Origin of the sequence: Streptomyces filamentosus (assembly GCF_014654895.1) — a bacterium.
Taxonomy (GTDB): domain Bacteria; phylum Actinomycetota; class Actinomycetes; order Streptomycetales; family Streptomycetaceae; genus Streptomyces; species Streptomyces filamentosus.
Window position 1 is genome coordinate 422843 of the sequence record NZ_BNBE01000002.1, and the last position, 18211, is coordinate 441053.

At 71.6% G+C, this 18211-nt stretch carries 12 protein-coding genes and 1 pseudogene; 3 read left to right on the top strand and 10 right to left on the bottom strand.

Annotation, left to right across the window (positions count from 1 at the left end; all coding sequences use genetic code 11):
• Window positions 1-22: 22 nt before the first annotated feature.
• From IE326_RS21000 to IE326_RS21040, 10 genes are all read right to left on the bottom strand, one after another.
• A complete protein-coding gene (locus IE326_RS21000) occupies window positions 23-880 on the bottom strand; it encodes a M55 family metallopeptidase (RefSeq protein ID WP_190042599.1) in 858 nt (285 codons plus the stop codon).
• Window positions 877-1836 (bottom strand): S66 peptidase family protein, encoded by a 960-nt coding sequence (locus tag IE326_RS40795; RefSeq protein WP_229915541.1) that lies wholly within the window; start codon window positions 1834-1836, stop codon window positions 877-879. The genes IE326_RS21000 and IE326_RS40795 overlap by 4 nt, the downstream gene beginning before the upstream one ends.
• Window positions 1833-3881: a S9 family peptidase gene (locus tag IE326_RS21005; RefSeq protein WP_229915542.1), complete on the bottom strand. Its 2049-nt coding sequence runs from the start codon at window positions 3879-3881 to the stop codon at window positions 1833-1835. The genes IE326_RS40795 and IE326_RS21005 overlap by 4 nt, the downstream gene beginning before the upstream one ends.
• A gap of 466 nt (window positions 3882-4347) precedes the next feature.
• Complete coding sequence (locus tag IE326_RS21010) at window positions 4348-5571, bottom strand: C39 family peptidase (protein ID WP_190042600.1); 1224 nt, start codon at window positions 5569-5571, stop codon at window positions 4348-4350.
• A 128-nt stretch (window positions 5572-5699) separates the two neighbouring features.
• On the bottom strand, window positions 5700-7640 hold the full coding sequence (locus tag IE326_RS21015; protein ID WP_373310281.1) for an N-acetylmuramoyl-L-alanine amidase: 1941 nt from the start codon (window positions 7638-7640) through the stop codon (window positions 5700-5702).
• Between the two features lie 62 nt (window positions 7641-7702).
• The gene (locus tag IE326_RS21020; RefSeq protein ID WP_043229175.1) at window positions 7703-8713 is read right to left on the bottom strand and encodes an ABC transporter ATP-binding protein; all 1011 of its coding nucleotides are present in this window, start codon (window positions 8711-8713) and stop codon (window positions 7703-7705) included.
• Window positions 8697-9701 (bottom strand): ABC transporter ATP-binding protein, encoded by a 1005-nt coding sequence (locus tag IE326_RS21025; protein WP_043229174.1) that lies wholly within the window; start codon window positions 9699-9701, stop codon window positions 8697-8699. The genes IE326_RS21020 and IE326_RS21025 overlap by 17 nt, the downstream gene beginning before the upstream one ends.
• A gap of 6 nt (window positions 9702-9707) precedes the next feature.
• Window positions 9708-10649, bottom strand: a complete 942-nt coding sequence (locus tag IE326_RS21030) for an ABC transporter permease (protein ID WP_190042601.1) — start codon at window positions 10647-10649, stop codon at window positions 9708-9710.
• On the bottom strand, window positions 10642-11568 hold the full coding sequence (locus IE326_RS21035; RefSeq protein WP_190042602.1) for an ABC transporter permease: 927 nt from the start codon (window positions 11566-11568) through the stop codon (window positions 10642-10644). The genes IE326_RS21030 and IE326_RS21035 overlap by 8 nt, the downstream gene beginning before the upstream one ends.
• Before the next feature lie 73 nt (window positions 11569-11641).
• The gene (locus IE326_RS21040; protein ID WP_190042603.1) at window positions 11642-13258 is read right to left on the bottom strand and encodes a peptide ABC transporter substrate-binding protein; all 1617 of its coding nucleotides are present in this window, start codon (window positions 13256-13258) and stop codon (window positions 11642-11644) included.
• Window positions 13259-13743: 485 nt separating this feature from the next.
• On the opposite strand from IE326_RS21040, the pseudogene IE326_RS21045 reads away from it, so the two are divergent.
• From IE326_RS21045 to IE326_RS21055, 3 genes and pseudogenes are all read left to right on the top strand, one after another.
• Window positions 13744-14985: pseudogene (locus IE326_RS21045) on the top strand (glycoside hydrolase family 10-like protein); the annotation flags it as partial.
• Window positions 14986-15466: 481 nt separating this feature from the next.
• The gene (locus tag IE326_RS21050; protein ID WP_190042605.1) at window positions 15467-17002 is read left to right on the top strand and encodes a PucR family transcriptional regulator; all 1536 of its coding nucleotides are present in this window, start codon (window positions 15467-15469) and stop codon (window positions 17000-17002) included.
• 184 nt (window positions 17003-17186) lie between these two features.
• Window positions 17187-18182, top strand: a complete 996-nt coding sequence (locus tag IE326_RS21055; RefSeq protein ID WP_051842623.1) for a peptidoglycan-binding protein — start codon at window positions 17187-17189, stop codon at window positions 18180-18182.
• Window positions 18183-18211 lie beyond the last annotated feature (29 nt).

Sequence of the window (18211 nt, forward strand, 5' to 3'; positions counted from 1 at the left end):
GGCGGGGAGGGAGGGGCGGCGGTCAGTCGAAGTGGTCCTCCATCGCCGCGCCGGCGATGGAGGTGCACACCTTGAAGGTCCGGGCGGCGGTGGTCGCGTCCGGTGCTGTGAAGGCGACGCCCCGGGGGCCGTGGGGCTCGACGGTGGGGACGGCGAGGACCGCGGCCGCCAGATGGGGTGCGTGGAAGTCGAGCTCGAAGCGGTGCGGCCGGCCGGGGGTGCCGCGTCCTTCCGGGGTGGCCGCGTGATCGCTTCGGGCGCGGAGGAGGCGGATGGCTTCGGCCGCCTGTGCGCGCAGCAGCTCGGCGCTCCGGCCGGGAGGAAGGCAGATGGCGGCGTACCGGCTGACGCATTCCTTGACCGCCACGACGAGAGCCTCGGGCGCCCAGAGCCGGGCCGCCTCGCAGGTGAGGTCGTCGCCGGTCACCAGGACGACGGGGACGCCGTGCTCCTCGGCGATCAGCGCGTTCATGCGGCCCTCGTCGGCCGGCTCGCCGTCGATGCGGAACGCAACCAGTCCGGTTCCGAGGTAGGTGTGGGACAGCACCCCCTGCTCTCCGGCGCCCGTGTGGTAGCCGAGGAAGACCACCGCGTCGGCCCGGTCGATCCCCGCCATCATGCCCAGCGGCTTGTGTCGGCCGGTGAGCAGGCGCGCGCGGGGGTCCAGGGCCTCAAGGAGCAGGTTGCGCTGCATGTAGTGGGCGTCGTTGACCAGCACTTCGGTCGCGCCGCCGGCGAGGAGGCCGTCGACGGCGGCGTTGACGTCGCCGGTGAAGAGCGGGCGCATGCGTTCCCAGGAGTCGGTTCCCGGTTCGACGTCGTCGGGGCACGTGACGCCGGTGGCGCCTTCCATGTCGGCGGAGACGAGCACCCGCGTCATTTCGTGTTCCTTTCGTGCGGGTGGAGGGTGAGGACGGGCGGGTCCGTCCGGAGGACCGCGCGTGCTCCCAGGGGGACGGTGAGCTGACGCGGTCCGTGGCCGGCGGGCAGGCCCGCCGCCACCGGGACCCCGAGGTCCGACAAGCGGTCCCGCATCACGGCCTCCACCTGGTGCCGGGGGCCGCAGTCGGTGAAGTCGCCGAGGACGACGCCGGCCGTCCGTCGCAGGACGCCGGCGCGTCCGAGCTGGGTCAGCGACCGGTCCAGGCGGTAGGGGTCCTCGCCGACGTCCTCGAGCAGGAGGATGCGGCCTTCGGCGTCGGGCGCGGTGGCGGTTCCCAGCGAGGACGCCAGCATGGTGAGGTTCCCGCCGGTGAGGATCCCCTCGGCGCGTCCGGGAACGAGGACGGGGCCGTGGAGGGCGAACGAGCGCGGAGGCGGTCCGAAGAGGGCCGCGTGAAGGCTTCCGGCACTGACGTCGTCTTCGTGGAGGGGTCTGCAGCCGGGCATCGGACCGTGGAGGGTCACCAGGCGGAGGCTCTCCCCCAGTGCCTGGTGAAGGCAGGTGATGTCACTGGAACCGACGAGGAACTTGGGTCCCGCGGCGGCGAGGCATCGGTGGTCGAGGCGGTCCGCGATGCGCTGGCTCCCGTATCCGCCCCGCACGCACACGACCGCCCGTACGTCGGGATCGAGCCAGGCCTCGGTGAAGTCGTCGAGGCGCTCGTCGTCGGAGCCGGCCAGGTAGCCCTGGTGGGTGGCGTGGAGCCGCGGAGTGGTGCGTACCCGGAGGCCCCAGTCCTCCAGCAGGTCCCGGGCCGGGGTCGTCTCGCGTTCGGTCACCGGTCCGGCGGGGGCGACGAGGGCGACGGTGTCGCCCCGCCGGAGCAACGGAGGGTACGCGCGGGCCTGGTGCGTGGCCCTCCCCGCGCCGGGCGGCACGCCGTCGGCCGTCATGACCGTTCCGCGGGGGCCGGTGCCGCGTCCGTGGAACCGGCTGTGTCCGCCGGGAGGCCAGCGGGAGGGGCGAAGATCCGCTCGTAGAAGCAAATCTCGGCCTCCAGGGCCGCCCGGATCGTCTCGGCACGCCGCCAGCCGTGCCGTTCCCCCGGGAACTCGACGTGTTCGCAAGCGATGCCCGCGGCACGAAGCGCCTCTGCCATGGCGGAGGACTGGGCGGGGTCCACGATGGTGTCGTCGAGGCCGTGGAGGAGCAGGGCGGGACCGCTGGCCCTGTCCGCCGCGAGGACCGGGGAGCGCTGTTCGTAGAGCGTGGCGCTCTGCGGCAGGGGGCCGATCAGGCCGTCCAGGTAGCGGGACTCGAAGTCGTGGGTGGTGGCCGCCCAGGTGAGCGGATCGGTGATGCCGTAGAAGGAGACCGCGCCGGCGAAAGCGTTCGTGTGGGTGAGGGCGGCGAGGGCGGTCCATCCCCCCGCGCTTCCTCCGCGGATCGCCAGCCGGCCGGGATCGGCAAGCCCTTCGGAGACCAGGGCCCGCGCGACGGTGACGCAGTCCTGGACGTCGACGAGTCCCCAGGCGCCGTTCAGACGCTCCCGGTAGGCACGGCCGTATCCGACCGACCCTCCGTAGTCGACCGTCGCGACGCCGATGCCGCGGCTGGTGAAGTAGGCGATCTCGAGGTCCTGCACCATCGGGTAGTCGCCGGTGGGGCCGCCGTGCACGAAGACCACCCACGGCGGGCGCCGTCCGTCCGGTGCGGCGTGACAGGGATGAGTGGGCGGGTAGAGGTGGGCGTGCACCGGCGAACCGGCGCCCGAGGGGTCGTCAACCGGCGGCGCCGCGGCGTCGCGGTGGAAGGACCTGGCGGTGGGAAGCGGCAGCCAGGCGGGGTCGACCGGCGGCGCCGCGCGGGAGGAGAGGATCCGCGTGTCGCGGTCGTGGGTGGCGCCGGGGTCGGGGAGGGCCGTGGTGAAGACGCTGTAGGGAAGGGTCGGGCTGGCCCCGGCGGTGGCCAGACGGCCCGCGTCGGCGTCGACGCTCTGGATGAAATCGGTGAAGGGCAGGCCGAGATCGGTGAGTACGGATCGTTCGGGACCGGCCTCGGGGTCTACGAGGGAGATCCGTCGTCCGGCGCCCGTTCCGTGGACGGCGACGGCCCGGCCGTCGGGAAGAGGGGCGAACCAGGTGGAGCCGGGCTTCCACAGGGCGCCGCCGAACTCCTCCTCGACGGCGGCGACGGCCTGGGCGGGGCCTCCGTGGGCGGGCACGACGTGCAGGGTCCACCAGCCGTCGGGATCGGTGACCGCCCAGAGGCTGTCGCCGTCCCTCCACTCGGCCTGGACGACGGATTCCCGGGGGCCGCCCGCCCTGACGCCATGGACGCCGGCGGTGCCGTCCTCCTTCATGGGTGCGACACACAGTTCGGTGCCGTCCCACGGCATGTTCGGATGGTCCCATCCGATCCAGGACACGTGTCGGCCGTCCGGGGACAGCCGGGGGCAGGTCACGAAGTGGTGCGTCGCGGAGATCGTCCGCTCGGTGCCGGTGCTGAGCGAGACTGAGACGAGGGCGCGCTCGATGTCGCGCGCACCACCGATGCGCGTCTCGCGCACGGCCCACACCTCGTCGCGCGACGGCGGCACGTAGAGATCGCCGTAGGTGACGTCTTCGCGCGCGGGGGTGAGGGGCCTGGGCGCGTCCTGGGCGTCCGGGTGGTGGAGGTAGACGCGCCGGTCGTGCCAGTGGGTGAAGACCAGGCCGGCGTCGGTGGGTCGCCAGGACCGGCCGCCGTATTCGTGGAGGCTGTTGCGGGCGTCGAAGCCCGGGGGGAGGACGTCCTCGACGGTGCCGTCCGATTTCGCGCGCACGACGCATCGGCGGCCGGACTCGTGGGGGCGGGGTTCGTCCCACCACACTTCGTCGCCGACGATCGAGACCCAGCCCGGCGTGCCGTCCTGGCGGGCGACGGCCGCAGCGCTGATATCGGAGTCCCAGGCCCGGAATGCGGGGGGCGTGTCCTGGGTGGAGGAGGGGTGGTGCATCGGGGTCACCGCCTTGTGGCCATGCGAATGGCGTCCGTGGGGTCAGGAGAGGAGAGGCACGGCCGGAGCGAGACGCGGTGCGGCCGTGCTGCGAGGTGGGGAGCGGGAGGTGGGCCTGGCGCCGCACCGCCGGTTCGACTGCGGCGCGCGAGGGAGCGCGCCTGCGGGCCGGCGGTGTGCGGTCGCTTCGCGCCGCGGTGCGGTGGGTCCGGGGAGTGTCTGGTCGGCGCCGACGGCCGGGGCGGGGCGGGAGCCTCAGGGCCGCGGGGCCGGGCCGGCCGGCCGCGGTCGCCGGGTGTGCGCGTTCCCGTCCGGTGGACCGCACGGATGCGGCGGAGCCGTTCTCATGCCGTACACGCTAGTGAGGCACCGGGGTCGCGGGCGATCAACAAAAGGTCCCGCCCCGGAGGGCGGGGTACGACGTTTCGTCGTTGTCGGTGGAGGTGGGGCCGTCCTGTGTCCCGGCTTACCAGTTGGGGTCGAGGCCGGCCACGTTGGCCGGCAGGGGCAGGTCGTGGGGGTGGACGAGGTAGACCACTCCCCCGCCGCCCGAAGCCGACAGCCACACCCGCTCGAACTCGCCGCGCCGGTAGACCCGTCGCACCTCTTCGTCGGTGGCCGAGAGGGGGTCGTTGACCATCACGTCGCCGTCGGGCGTGAAACCGCAGACGATCTTGATGCTTCCGGCCGGTGAGTAGCCCGCGCCGGCGAGCTCGCCGATGCGGAAGCTCTGGGCCGTGGCGACCGGTATGCCTGCGCAGATGAAGCGTTCGAGTTCGCTCAGCGAGCGCAGTCTGGTGACCATTCCGCCGAGTCCGTACCGGGCCGGGTAGGCGGCGTTGAAGGCCCAGTTGCCGCATCCCTTGTAGGCGTAGTCGTAGACCGCGCGAGCGGTGAAGTCGACCTGCGGCGCGGTGTCGGCGGGATCGATCCACGCCATCTCCGCGGTCTGCGGGCCGTGGCCGAAGTACTCGACGAGCATCGCGGTGCAGGCGGGGGCCGACCATGCCTCGCCTCCCCCGTCCCATTGGGGACTGTGACCGGTGTGCAGCTCCTGGGAACGGCGGGGGACGTCGAGGACCTTGCCCCAGGCGCCGGCGGGTCCGCTGACCGCCTGATGGTGGTCGGGGGGCGTGGAGGAGGCGGCGAGGTGGAGGGCGTGGACGGTGGGGCCCTCGACGGCGCCCCGGGCGCGTGCGAGGCGGACCTCCAGTTCGTACGCCGAGGCGGGCCTGCCGGGGGCGGCGACGAACACGTCGACGTCCGCCGTTCCGAACGGGCCGGTCTGGCCGGGCACGGTGGTGCGGTGCACCACCGCGTCGTCCGAGGCCCAGTGCGCCATCACGTACCAGGGAGAGGCGTCTCCCGCGGCGTCACGGACGCGCAGCCGCACCATCAGCCGGGTGCCGGCCGGCGTGAGGGCCGTCCAGGAGGGGATGAGCTCCTCGGCGGGAAACGGCAGGTCCCGCCAGCCGGTGGAGCAGGTCGCGTACTCCCATTCCAGGGTGGCGTGGCCGTGGTGATCCACGAAGGTCTCGTCGGCCTCGGCGCTCTCCAGGCGCAAGGCCCCGTCGGTCCAGGCGGTGCCCCTGAAGACGGCACGGGTGAAGTCGTGGGCCTCCGACCAGCGGTGCAGCACCGCCCTCGGCACGAGGGGGTCGTCGCTTCGCCCACGGTTCTCGCCTGTCACGGTCGTCCTGCCGCTCTCTTGTAGCTCCGGTACGGCCCCGCCTGACGCCGATGCCGGGACAGGGCCCACATGGTAGCGGCCCGGGGTTCCCGATCAGGAGCCCCGGGCCGCCTCGGACGGTCCCGCGCTCAGCGGGGCACGCGCGGCATCCTGGAGGCCGCCGTGAGGATCACGTCGTCCGCCTTGACGAACATGATGCGGTGGCCGAACTGCACCTGGTGGTACCTGAGCTCGCCGCGGACCACGGTGTGGCCGGTGAGTTCGAAGGTCTTGGAGTGGTAGTACTCGCCAGTCACCGTCTGTCCGACGCTGTAGGTCTGGCCGGGGCGCAGGGTGTACTGCAGCGGCACGAGGGGCTGGACGGGGATCTCGGCCGGGTACGCCTCGGTCTCGGGGTAGGCGCGTCCGTAGAGCGGGGCGCTGTCGAGTCCGGGGCGCAACCGCGCCACCAGGCCCCTGGCGGGCAGGGTCTTGGGGTGCCGGAGGTCTTCCTTGAACCAGCCCTTCTGTCCGAGGTACCACAACGCCGTCCAGTCGCCGCGGCGCTCCGCCACCACGTACTTCTGACCCGTGCTCACCCGGGCGGCGTGGTTGTAGACGGACCACGTGCCGGGTGAGGGACGGATGCCCGCGTCGATGACCAGGGGAGCGTCGTCACGGGGCTCGGTGCGCAGGGTGATCGAGGCCGATCCGTGCACGGGGCAGAGGTCGGCCGGGGTCGCACCGCAGTAGTAGGGCTCCGTGTTCGAGTCGTAGTCCGGGTGGATGGTCACCAGCGGCGAGGTGGGTCCGCCCTCCGGCTTGAACGGCTTGCCCAGGAGGTCGAAGTAGTGGTCCCAGTCCCAGTAGGGGCCGGGGTCCTGGTGCATGCCGGCGACGGTGCCGGGCACGGTGCCGGGCACGTTGTCGTGACCGATGACGTGGGCCCGGTCGAGGGGGATGTCGTACGTCCTGGCCAGGTGCCGCACCAGGCGGGCCGACGTCCGGTACATCGCCTCGGTGTACCACTGGCCGCCCTGGGCGAGGAAGCCCTCGTGCTCCAGCCCGACGGCCTTGGAGTTGACGTACCAGTTGCCGGCGTGCCAGCCGACGTCCTTGGCGCGCAGGTGGTTGGCGACGTGGCCGTCCGCGGAGCGGAGGCTGTAGTGCCAGGACACGTAGGTGGGGTCCTGGACCAGCTTGAGGGTGGTGTCCCAGGTGGCCTCGGTGTCGTGGACGACGATGTAGTCGATGGTCTGGTTGTGGGGACGGTCGGAGAGGTCGTGGTTGCCGAAGTCGCCCGGCTCGTCCGAGAGCATCCGGTAGGGCGCGGGGGTCCAGTCGCAGCCCAGCTCACGGGGGCATTCGGCGCCCGGGGTCGTGGGTCTCAGCCCGAGTCCGTCCAGCTGCCGGGTGTCCGGCACGACGGGCGCCGGGGGCAGGGTGACGACGGTTCCGTCGTCGGTGCGCCGCGACTCCCCCGTGTTGATCAGGCGGAAGACGTCGTCGGCGAAGCGTCGCGCCGCCCCGGCTTCGGCGGCGCCCGCGTATGCGGCGACGGCCCCGTACCACTGTGCGGGGTCGGTGCTCAGGGGCAGGCCCGCGGAGCGCTGGTGGGCGGCGAGGAGCGCCGCTCCGCCTTCGATGTTCGCGCCGGGGTCCGTGCGGAGGCGGTCCGCGGGCAGTCCGGTGAGCGCGGCGGCCCGCCCCAGGGTCTCCAGCGCGGCGGGGAGGCGATCCGGGTCGACGGGCGTCTCCCGGTGCGCGAGGGAGGGGCGGGAGATGTCGCCCCGGGGGTCCTCGTCCCCGTCGGCGTGGTGGGATGCCCCGGCGAGCGTCGCTCGGGCGTCGGTCAGGTGCATCGGCCCGTAGCCGGCGTCCACGCTCGGGGCGCCGCCGTGGTCGTCCCAGCGGCTCTGCAGGTACGACACCGCGAGCAGCACCGTCTCGGGGACGTGGTGCCGTTCGCCGGCCGTGCGGAAGAGGTCGGCGCGGGGCCGGGCCCCCACCGAGGCGGCTTCCTCCGGGCCGGAGGGTGGCTGTGCCTGGGCAGGGGCCATGGCGAGCGCCCCGGTCAGCAGGGCCGTCACGACGGCCACGGGGCCCGCTGCTCGTCTGCGCGGGATGCGTCTGCTTGTCACGCGTTCGTCCTTCATGTCGTCGTGTCGATGGGGAAGTGACAGGCGGTCGGATGATCGGCCCCGTCGCGCGTGCGCAGTTCGGGTTCCGTCAGGCACTGCTCGCGGGCCCGGGGGCAGCGGGTCCGGAAGCGGCACCCGGACGGCGGTGAGGCCGGGGAGGGCAGATCGCCTTCCAGGAGGTGCGCGTCATCGGGTGCGCGCCGTCTGGGGTCGGGTACGGGGGCCGCGGCGAGGAGGGCACGGGTGTAGGGGTGGCGGGGCGTCGTGTAGATCTGCTCGCGCGTGCCGGTCTCTACGATCTTCCCCAGGTACATCACCGCGATGCGGTCGCACAGGTGCTGGACGACCGCGAGGTCGTGCGAGATGAAGACGCAGGCGAGACGGAGGTCTCGGCGGAGGTCCTGGAGCAGGTTGAGGACCTGTGCCTGGACGGAGACGTCCAGGGCGGACACCGGTTCGTCGCACAGGAGCAGTCGGGGGCCTAGTGCCAGGGCCCGCGCGATTCCCAGGCGCTGGCGCTGTCCCCCGGAGAACTGGTGGGGGTAGCGGTCCCGGTGGGTGGGGTCCAGACCGACGGTCTCGAGGAGCTCGGCCACGCGTCGGCCGCGGTCGGTCCGGGGAACCGCGTCGGGGTGGATGGCGAAGGGTTCCCCGACGATCTGGCCTGCCGTCATCCTCGGGTCGAGTGAGGTGTAGGGGTCCTGCAGGACCATCTGGACACGGCGGCGAAGCGTGCGCAGTTCGCGTCCGGAGAGGGAGAAGGGGTCTTGGCCGTCGATGGTCACGGTGCCCGAGGTGGGCTGGTCCAGGGCCATCAGGAGGGAGGCGAGGGTGGACTTGCCGCACCCGGACTCGCCCACGATGCCGAGGGTTTCCGCGCGGCGGACGGTCAGGTCGACGCCGTCGACCGCTCTGACCGCCCCGGTGCGGTGTTTCCAGAGCACGCCCGTGGTGATCGGGAAGTGGCGGGTGAGCGCCGTGGCCTGCAGGAGGGGCGGATCGGTCTCAGCCGACGGGGGCATGGTGGACCTCCTCGGCGAAGTGGCAGGCACTGCGGTGTCCTGCGGGCGAGAGCGTTCGGAAGGGTGGTGCTTCGCTGCCGCAGCGCGGTTCGGCGCGCGGGCACCGGGGGTGGAAGGCACATCCCGCGGGGATCGAGGACGGCAGGGGTGGGGCGCCGGTGATGGGCACGAGGGGCTTTCCGAGGCGGTCCAGGCGGGGCACCGAGTCGAGCAGGCCACGGGTGTAGGGGTGTCCGGGACGGGCGTAGAGGTCGTCCGCCGATGCGGACTCCACCGTGCGGCCGGCGTACATGACGGTGATCCGGTCAGCCGCCTCGGCGACGACGCCGAGGTCATGGGTGATCAGCAGCAGGCCCATGCGGGTCTCGCTCTGGAGCTGTTTGAGCAGCCGCATGATCTGAGCCTGGACGGTAACGTCGAGGGCTGTGGTGGGTTCGTCCGCGATGACGACTTCCGGGTCGAGCGCGAGCGCCATCGCGATCATGACGCGCTGGCGCATCCCGCCCGAGAACTGGTGCGGGTAGTCGTGGATCCGGCGGGAGGCGGCCGGGATCCGGACGCGGTCCATGAGCGCGACGGCGCGCGCGAGGGCGGCCTTGCGTCCCATGCCCTGGTGCACCCGGTACATCTCGGCCAGTTGGTCGCCCACCGACAGTACGGGGTTGAGCGCGGTGAGCGCGTCCTGGAAGATCATGGAGAGGCGCGTTCCCCGCACCTCCCGGTGGCGCTCGGGGGACAGGGCAAGCAGGTCGTCGCCACGCAGGCGGACGGCGCCGCGGGTGATGTGCGCCGGCGGTGTGTCGAGCAGTCCCATGACGGCCTGTGCCGCGACGGACTTGCCCGATCCGGACTCGCCGAGCAGGGCCAGGGTCTCGCCTTCGTGGAGGGTGTAGGAGAGTCCGTTCACCGCCCGAATGGTGCCGCGTCGCGTGCGGAACTCGACGCAGAGGTCCTCGACCTCCAGGAGTGGATGTGCGGCAGGGGACATGAGCGCTCATTTCAGCCGGGGATCGAAGGCGTCACGTGCGGCATCGCCGAGGAGGATGAAGCTCAGGACGGTCGCGGACAGGAAGAGGGCGGGGAAGAACAGGAGGTGGGGGTGGTCGAGGACGAAGGCCTGGGCCGCGTTCAGCTGGAGTCCCCAGGAGACCTCGGGGTACTGGAGTCCGACCCCCAGGAAGTCGAGTGTCGCTTCGCCCGAGATGACCGCCCCGACGTTCAGCATGGCGACCACGATGACCGGGGTGATCGCGTTGGGGAGGATGTGGCGCACCATGAGGCGGGCGGGTCGCGCTCCCAGCATGCGGGCGGCACGTACGTAGTCGGCGTCGGCCAGGGCGATGACCTGGGAGCGCATGATGCGCGTCATGGTCGTCCAGCCCAGGACCGTCAGGACCAGGACCATGGCGCCGAGGCCGTGGTCGGGGAAGGCGACCAGGATGACGGTGGCTCCGAGGACGAAGGGCAGACCGAAGAAGACGTCGGTCACCCGGGAGACGAGGGCGTCGAGCCAGCCTCCGTAGAAGCCGCACAGCAGTCCGAGCACGACGGCGATCAGGAGGGAGGCCGCGGTCACGGCGAGGCCCGCGATCAGGGAGGGGCGGGTACCCCGGATGACCTGGGCCAGGTAGTCGCAGCCCTGCAGGTCGAATCCGAAGGGGTGGCCCGCGGAGGGGCCCAGCTTGGAGTCGGCCAGGTCGCAGTGGTCTCCGCCTTCGGTGAGCAGTGAGGTGAGGATGCCGGGGGCCAGGGCCATCGCCGTCATCAGGAAGAGGGTGACGACTGCGGCCCACACCGTGGGCCGTGCCCGCAGTTCGAGCCATGCGTCCTTGCCGAGGGACGCCCGTTCCTGGGAGGGCGGGCGCGCCGTGTCGGGCGGGGCGGGGGGCTCGGCGGCTTCGCCCGCGGCTTCCAGGGCCCTGGCGGTGTCAGTCATGGCGGATCCTCGGATCGAGCAGCCCGTAGAGGAGGTCCACGAGCAGGTTCGCGAGCAGGAAGATGAGGACGAGAGCTGTGGTGGTGCCCACCACGACGGGGCCTTCGCGGAGCTGGATGGACTGGAAGAGCTGCTGGCCGACGCCGGGGAGGTTGAAGATGTACTCGGTGACGATCGCGCCGGCCATGAGTCCCCCCAGCTCCAGGCCGAGGAAGGTGACGACGGGGATCAGCGAGTTGCGCAGGGTGTGTCTGACCACGACGCGGCGGCCGCTCAGTCCTTTGGAGTGGGCGGTGCGGACGTAGTCGGCCCGCAGGTTCTCGATGAGGGAGCTGCGGGTGAGCCTGGCGACGTAGGCGAGACCGAACGAGGCGAGGACGAGACCGGGCAGCAGGAAGGCGAAGGGCCATCCTTCTTCGGTGCCCGCCACCGGCAGCCAGCCGAGCTGTACGCCGAAGACCAGCTGGGCCATGTACCCGACGACGAAGACCGGTACGGAGATGACCAGGGTGGTGCCGAAGAGCACCGCGCTGTCGTCCCACTTGCCCTTCCGCAGGCCCGCCCAGACTCCGAGTGCCATGCCGAGGATTACTTCCAGCACCCAGGCGGTGAGGCCGAGTTGCAGGGTGACGACCCACCGGTCGGCCAGCAGGTCCGACACGCGACGGCCGGTGAAGGTGGTTCCGAGGTCGCCGGTGAGCAGGCCGGTGAGGTAGTGCGTGTACTGGATCCACAGGGGGTCGTCGAGGTGGTAGCGGGCGCGCAGCTCGGCGAGGACGGCCGGCGGGACGGGTTTGTCGCCGGCGAGCCCCTGGATGGGGTCGCCCGGCAGGACGAAGACGAGCGTGTAGATGAGGAAGGTGGTGCCAAGGAGTACGGGCAGGGCGTGCAGCAGGCGGCGGGCGACGAATCTCCACACGACGGACGGCCCCCAGAGGAAGGTCTGTGCGGAGCACGCGAGGGGTGTGCTCCACGGAGGATCGGTTGCGGTCTCAGTCGTTGACGGTGACGCGGTCCAGGTGCAGGCCGGCGGCGTAGGGGTCGATGACGACGTTCCCGATCCTGTCGCTCCACGCGGACTGGTCCTGCCAGTTCCAGAGCGGTATGTACGGCAGTTCGCGCAGGGCGATGTCCTCGGCCTTCTGGTACGCCGAGACGGCGTCGGCGCCTTGGAGGGCGTTGCCCTCGGCCACAAGGGCGTCGAACTCCTCGTTGCTCCAGCCGGATCGGTTGCCGGGGTAGTAGAGGCCGTCGAGGTAGTTCTGGATGCTGGGGTAGTCGATGACCCAGTTCTGCCGGAAGGGGCCCTTGTTCTTGCCGTCGTTGAGCAGGGAGGACAGGTCGGCGGGGGCCATCTTGCGGAACTTCACGTCCTGGATGCCGAGGTTGTCCTTGAGCTGGTTGGCGACGGAGGTCATCCACTGCTCGTAGGTGGGATCGGAGTTGGAGAAGTACAGCTCCAGGGGGCCCTTGAACCCTCCGGCCTCCTCGAACAGCTTCTTGGCGGCGGCCGGGTCGTAGGCGCAGGTCTCGCCGCAGGCGTCGGGGCGGTGCCCGGGGATCATGTCGCCGACGAGGGAGGTGGCGGGCTTGTAGACGCCGTTGTAGATGGCCTGGGTGATGCCCTTGCGGTCGATGGCCATGGAGAGGGCCTTGCGGAGCCGGGGGTCCGCGAAGCGAGGGTCCTTCACGGGCAGGCCGAGGTAGTCCATGGTGCCGCTGGGGCGGATGGAGAAGCGCTCGCCGAAGAGGCGCTTGGCCTGCGCGGAGTTGGCGGCGGGCACGGTCGTGAGGACGTCGACGTTGCCGGCCTGGAGTTCGGTGAAGGCGGTCTCCCGGCTCGTGTAGATCTTGAAGTCGACGCGGTCGGCCATGGGCTCGCGGGAGCCGCGGTAGCCGGGGAACTTCTTCAGCCGGATCCTCTGGTTGCGCTCCCAGGCGCCGTCGAGCTGGTAGGGGCCGTTGCCGATCGGCGCGATGTCGGAGGCGTCCGGGTTCGCCGTGGCCGCCTTGGGGAGGGGGGCGAAGGCGGGGAAGGACAGCAGCATGGGGAACTGGCCGAAGGGCGCCTTCAAGGTGACCTGGAGGGTCGTCTCGTCGAGCACCTTCAGGCCGGACAGGGTTCGCGCGGACGGCTCGGCGCCCTCTTCCGCCGGGTTGAGGGCGTCGTACCCCTTGATCTGGGCGAAGTAGTAGTTCGCGTCCCAGGCGTTGGGTCCGTAGGCGGCGGCGTTCCACGCGTCCGCGAAGCTGGCGGCCGTGACCTTCTCGCCGTTGTGGAAGGTGGTTCCGGACCTGAACTTGATGGTCCAGACGACGTTGTCCTCGGTGAGCCAGGAGACGGCGGCCAGCGGCTTGACGGTGCCGTCCTTCGGGTCGAGGGCGGCGGGCGGGTCGAAGAGCCCCTGCAGGACCTGGAGGGAGTAGCTGCTGGTGGTCCGACCCGGCAGGAGGTGGTCCGGCTCCGTCAGCGCGACCGAGTACGCGCCGCCGGGCTTGTTGGACGAGTTGTTCGATTTCGCCGACTTGGAGGGACCGCAGGCGGTCGCGGATGCGACGACGGTGAGGACGGTGGCCGCCGCGAGGGCGGTGGACCGGATGGGAATCATGGTGCGCTGTACTCATTTCGGGAAGGCGGTCCGGAGAAAACGCCGTCGAACGGCGTTCGCGCGGACCGCTCTTGGAGTGCGGCTGGGGCGACACGGTAGGGATCCGGCCGGTGGGGAGACGATCGACAGAATGTCCAGGCCCCTTCAGGTGTGATGGACATCGAGTCGTTGCCGCGCCGACTGCGGGAAGACGAGCATGGGCCGTGGCGCCTGGACCGTCGCTCGTCCTTTCCCGCTCGCGGGAGGCGCTCCGGCACGGGCGGGGGTCCTGCGGGCGCGCATGCCGGAGAGACGGCCACGGCGGCACGACCCGCTCTCGCCTTCGAAACAGAAGATACATAGCTTGATGAAATGCAGCCAGAGTTACGTGCGTTACCTGCGGGACGAGCTCGTCGGGCCCCCGGGGACGCCACTCCCGCCCCCGCCCGCCCTCGGCCCCCCGCCGTGTTCCCCGTCCCCGTCACGTCGCCCGCGGAGAGACAGCCATGACACCGAAACGCACCGCCGGTTCCCCCGCCTCCCCAGCCCTCCCCCGCCGCACGCTCCTCACCGCCGTCGCGGCGGCCGGCTGCGCCGCCGCACTCGCGTCGTCGCCGGTCCACGCCGCCGTGCCCGCCGTCGATCCCGTCCGGCGGCAGATGCGGGGGTTGTGGATCGCCTCCGTGGTCAACATCGACTGGCCGAGCCGCACGGGCCTGGACGCCGCCACCCAGCGCGCCGAGTTCGTACGGCTGGCGGACGAAGCCCTCGCGTGGGGGTTCAACGCCTTGTTCGTGCAGATCCGGCCGACAGCCGACGCGTTCTGGCCCTCGCCCCTCGAACCCTGGTCCCAGTGGCTCACCGGTACGCAGGGGAGGGACCCCGGGTACGACCCGCTGGGCTTCATGGTCGAGACGGCGCACGAGCGCGGCCTCGCGTTCCACGCCTGGTTCAACCCGTACCGCGTCTCCATGCAGCCCGACCCGTCCGCACTGGTTCCCGAGCACCCGGCCCGCGTCCATCCGGAATGGTGCGTCTCCTACGGCGGGAAGCTCTACTACGACCCCGGCGTGCCGGCCGCGCGCCGCTTCTGCCAGGAGGCGATGCTCGACGCCGTCAGGCGGTACGACATCGACGGCGTGCACTTCGACGACTACTTCTACCCCTATCCGGTCGCGGGATCCGACTTCCCCGACGAGGAGACGTTCCGGACGTACGGAGCGGGCCACGCGGACAAGGCGGCCTGGCGCCGGCACAACGTGGACCTCATGGTCCGTGAGATGCGGGACGCCGTGCGTGCCGTACGGCCGGACGCACTCTTCGGCATCAGCCCCTTCGGCGTCTGGCGCAACGCCACCACGGATCCGCGCGGTTCCCGGACCGCCGCCTTCCAGTCGTACGACGGCCTGCACGCGGACACCCGCGGATGGGTCGAGCGGGGGTGGCTCGACTACGTCGCGCCCCAGGTGTACTGGCACATCGGACTGCCGGTGGCCGACTACGCCGTCCTGGCACCGTGGTGGGCCGAGGCGGTCCGGGGCACGGACACGGAACTGTGGATCGGACAGGCGGTCTACAAGTCGGGAGCCGCGGGGCAGCCCGCTCCGTGGCAGGACGGCAAGGAGCTGACGCGCCACCTGACGCTCAACGCCACGCTTCCCGACATAGGCGGCGACCTCTTCTTCAGCGCCAAGGACGTCCGCGCCGACCGCGTGGGCGACTTCGCCGCCATGCGGACCTCCCACTGGCACCGACCGGTCCTCGGCCCCCTGCCGACCCGCCTCGAGGAGGGTCCGCTTCCTCGACGGCCGGCCGTCGAGGTCCGGCGGGACGCCCACACCGGCACGGCCTCCCTGCACATCAGCGCGGGGGCGCCCGGCAGGAAGGACGTGCCGTTCCGTTACGCGGTGTACCGGTTCCCGCGCGATCCCGGGCGCCGCCCCGAGGCGGAGTACGCCTCCCTCGTGGCGGTGATCCCCGGCGGCAAGCAGGCCGTCCACTACGATGCGGACGCGTCGGGAGACTGCTGGTACGCAGTGTCCGCCATCGATCGCGTCCAACGCCAGGGCAGGCTGTCCCACCCCGCGCGCTGACCCTCGTGGTGCGCGACGACCGATCCCGACGGGCAGCGGTCGCCGCGCACCTTCCCTTCCCCGCGGAACGGTCGCGGGGACCGCGGTCCTCGACAAACGGTCGACAGGCGAAGGCACTTCATGGACCATGCGTCCCATGCCTCTCACCGTTCGTGATCTATTGGCCATCCCTTCCCTTCGTCTCAGCCTCCTGGCAGGCGGCACGGGTCTTGGCCGAGTGGTCGAGGCGGCACACGCGACCGAGAACACGCGGCCCGCCGCCTGGCTCGAAGGCGCCGAAGTGGTCATGACCAACGGGCTGTTGCTCTCCGCCGACGAGCCCGGCTGCGCGGCCTACGTGGAAGAGCTCAGCGGCGGCAAGGCCGCCGCTCTCATCGTGGGAGTAGGCCCGGGCCTGCCCCTGCAGACGGTTCCAGCCGCCCTGAGCACCCATGCCGAGCAAGCCGGGCTGCCCTTGCTCACCGCTCCCCCGAACGTCCCCTTCGCCTCCATCACCAAGGCGGTGTTCCTCGCCCGGGCGGCCGAAGAACGGCGCTTGCTGGAACGCACCCTCCGCACACAGCGCAGGCTGTCCTCCGCGGCCGCCTCCGGGGACGGGTTGACGGGTCTGCTGTCGTCCTGGCACCAGGCGGTCAACTCGGGCGTGGCCGTGTGCGATTCCTCGGGAAGGCTCCTCGGATCGGCGGGCACCGACGGACAGGAGCTGCTGGCGAACGCCGCCGCGGTGATCGAGACCGTCGCCCTGCACGGCCTCCGGGGAAGCGGCGGCGCCGACCTGCCCTGCGGAAGGCTCGTGGTGCAGCCCCTCGGAACGACACGCCTGCGCGGATTCCTCGTCCTGCTCGACGCGGACTCCCCGGAGGCCCGCCTGCTGATCAGCGTCCTCGTGTCCCTGCTCTCCGTCGAGCTGGAACGCCGTCACCTGGCCGACGAGCCGCAGCGCCGCCGCCGCGCGGCCCTCCTCGCCAGGCTCTTCCATCCCGACGTCACCGCGGATCAGGCGAGGTCCTTGCTGCGGACGGCCGACGTCGCCTCGGCGTCGGTTCGGGCCGTCGCCGTGCGGGCGGCCGGCGAACCGGTGGAACTCGCCGCCGATCTCGCCCTGGCGGTGCCCGGAGGGCTCGCGCGCGTGACCGGTGAGACCGTCGAGATGGTCGTTCCGGAAGAAGTGGACACCTCAGCGGTGCTCGGCCGCTTCGCCACGGGCCTTCCGGCGGGCATAGGTCCGGCCGTCGCTCCGCAGCACGCGGCGCTCTCGCTCCGCCAGGCGATCGCCCTGCTGTCCTCCAGCACCGAGCTGGGACGACCCGTGAGCGCCTCCGAGGCGGGGTCGGTCAGGCTCCTGCTGAGCCTGGGCAGTCCCGCGACCCTGGCCGCCTTCGCCGACACCGTACTGGCACCGCTCGATGCCGCGGACCCGGGCGGGGAACTCACCGAAACCCTCCGGGTCTGGCTCGAGACGAACGGCTCCTGGGCCGAGACCTCGTCCCTGCTGGGCCTGCACCGGCACACCGTCCAGAACCGCATCGAGAAGGTGGCCAGACTGACGGGGAGGCAACAGGACCGGGCGGAGGACCGGGTCGACCTCTGGCTGGCACTGACGGCTCGGGCGGTGGGCGGCCCCCTCGCCCACCAGCAGAAATACAGGAACCCCGTTCCCTCCAAGGGCTAAACGGTCCAAGCCGCCTCCGGACGGATCGACATGACGTCCATTTCAAGACAGGCCTGCCTGTTCCTACCGTACGCCTGCCGGCCGGACCTCACGGCGAACGCTCGCCGAGATCCCTCCCCTCACGGACGCACCGACCCGCGGGGGGTACCTGGGCCGGCAGCCACAGGAACAGAGAGGACCGTCCATGCCCCCTGCGTCCGCCACGGCCATCACGACGAGTTCGCGTCTCAGAGAGGCGCGAACACTGATCACCGCCCTCGTCGCGGCACTGCTCCTCGGACTGCTCGCCGCGGCCCCAGCCCACGCGGCCCTGCCGGCCTGGCCGCTGCTGCAGAAGGGAGCCACGGGGAACAACGTCGCCAGCCTGCAGTTCCTCCTCCGCCAGCACGGCGGCGTCGTCACCGCCAACGCCGAGTTCGACGCCCAGACGCGCAGCGCCGTCATCACGTTCCAGCAGAACCAGGGGCTCGCGGCCGACGGGATCGTCGGACCCGCCACCTGGAGCAAGCTCGTGATCAGCGTCGCTCCCGGCTCCACGCAGGCCGACGCCGTCCGGGCCCTGCAGTTCCAGCTCCGCAAGCACGGATACCGCGACGTGGCGACCGACGGCGTCTTCGGACCGACGACGACCGCCGCGGTGGAGGGCTACAAGGCACGGCACCAGCTCACCGGGGGCACGACCGTGGGGGCCACCACCTGGCAGCACCTGCTCGGTTCACCGCCCGGATCCGGCCCCCAGGGCACGTACGCCTTCATCATCCCGCGTGAGGACGTCTTCGACGGCCGGGAAAGCCTCCTGTGGGCCCATCACGACTACCCCGCCAGCGACATCGCCGTGGAGATCGGCACACCCGCCTACGCCGTCACCGGCGGCACCGCCCGGCTCAACGGCGGCCTTGACGACTCCTGCGGCCTGGGCGTGGCGATCGACGGTGACGACGGCGTCAGCTACCAGTACTGCCACCTCGACAGCCGCGACGTGAGCCACGGAGCACGGGTGACGGCGGGCCAGCCGATCGCCCGCACCGGCAACACCGGCAACTCCACAGGGCCCCACCTCCACTTCGGCATCTTCCGGCAGGGCGTTTCCGTCTGCCCCCAGCAGATGCTGATCGCCCTCTACGACGGCCTCGTTCCGCCCTCTCCGTGGACCCTCCCGGAGTCAGGCTGCACTTACTGACCGGGGGGGGCGACCGCCGGGAAACGATC